At 65.5% G+C, this 1,496-nt stretch carries 1 protein-coding gene and 1 pseudogene; both read right to left on the bottom strand.

Going from position 1 to position 1,496, the window contains the following annotated elements; all coding sequences use genetic code 11:
- Positions 1-315: pseudogene (locus tag DBR12_RS23215) on the bottom strand (NTP transferase domain-containing protein); the annotation flags it as partial.
- Between the two features lie 85 nt (positions 316-400).
- Positions 401-1,321 (bottom strand): LysR family transcriptional regulator, encoded by a 921-nt coding sequence (locus tag DBR12_RS18935; protein WP_108618667.1) that lies wholly within the window; start codon positions 1,319-1,321, stop codon positions 401-403.
- Between the last annotated feature and the right edge of the window lie 175 nt (positions 1,322-1,496).

Below are 1,496 nucleotides of genomic sequence, written 5' to 3'. Positions count from 1 at the left end.
AGGCCGCACCAGAGGCAAGTCCCCCGGCAACACCAGCCAGCCCGCCGCACCGGCGGTGGCCCGCACAGCCGCCGCAATCGAATCGCCCATGCCCGGATGGCCCACATCCTCCAGGTGCCAGGCCAGCCCGCTGGCGCGCACTGCGGCCAGAGTGTGCTGCAGCACCGGCACCCCGGCCAGCAGCGCACGCAGCTTGTGCACCTGCCCGCCCGATGCGATAAACCGATCGCCCCGGCCCGAGGCCAGTACCAGTACCACGGGCAGGCCGGGTGGGATCGCGGTGGCGCAAGGGGCGCAAGCAGGCTGAATAGGCATATTGCGCCATGCTAAGCCAACGTCCATCCCCTGCACTGGTTTGAAAACGCGGGCGAGAAGATGCTACTGGACGTTGAAGGCCAGCTTATGGTCGGCGAAAGCCCACCAGTGCCGCAGGCGACGCCACTGTGAAGTCTGCATGCTGCGCCGCCAGGCCGTGCAGCACACCCACCAAGGGCCGTACATCGTCGCGCCGACTATGCAGCGCATAGCCCAGCGAGCCCAGCGGGACGGGGCTGGGAAGCTGCTGCAGCACGCCCCGGGCGCACAGGGCCTGGGTCCAGCCCTCGGGCAGCAGGCCAATGCCACTGCCCTGTGCCAGCAGCCCCACGATAGCGCCCCAGTGATTGCAGGCCAGGCGCCGCACGGGCCGTGCCTGTGCTTGCCGAAGCCAATCGTCAATCAGGTGAGTAACCCCCGAGCCTTGCGGCAACGTCACCAGCGGGTGCAACTGCACTGCATCGGCATCCATCTGGCACAGGCCACGCGCTACTTCGGGGCCTGCGCACCAGGCAAAGCGGGCATGCGCCAGCGGCATGGACGTCAGTGCTGTGCGGCTGGCAGTGCCCGCAATGACTGCGGCATCCAGCTCGCCTTTATCCAGCCGCTCTGCCAAAGCGGCACCCACGTCCACGTGCACAGAAACCTCTAGCCCGGGGTGCGCGCTGCCGATGGCAGCTACCAGCCGGGGCAGCCAGGTCAGCGCCGTGAGCTCGCCCACCCCCAGGCGACAAGGGCCACGCAGGCCCTTGCTGGTGCCCATCTCCTGCTGCAAGCGGTCGGCCTGCTGCAGCAGGGCACCTGCCAGGGGCACCAGGCGGGTGCCGGCTTCCGTCAGCGTTGCGCGGTGCCCGCCACGGTCAAACAGCACCTGGCCCAGCGAAGACTCCAGCTCGGTAATGCGCTTGGACAGCGACGACACCGACAAATGCACCCGCTCGGCCGCCGTGGCAAAGCTGCTGCAGGTAGCGGCCCAGTAAAAGGCTTCGAGCTGTTTGAGGGTCATGTTGTCTATGTGTGCTCAATATATTTTCAATTTGGCGAATAAATCTATCCAAATAAATTCGCTTTCTTGATTTTTGCAGATTCCAGATACTCCCCTCCAGCCGTTGATGATTGCCTTTTTTGCACCTGACTGGAAGCGCCCGTGTCCACCACATTCCCTGCCCCCTCTCCAACGC

The organism is Acidovorax sp. HMWF029, from assembly GCF_003060895.1.
GTDB lineage: Bacteria > Pseudomonadota > Gammaproteobacteria > Burkholderiales > Burkholderiaceae_C > Acidovorax.
Note: the sequence above shows the minus strand (reverse complement) of the source record. Positions and strands in the feature narration are given on the sequence as shown.

Bases quoted from the DNA above. Each gene is read 5' to 3' on its own strand.
- DBR12_RS18935 (WP_108618667.1), bottom strand. From the start codon at position 1,321: ATGACCCTCAAACAGCTCGAAGCCTTTTACTGGGCCGCTACCTGCAGC.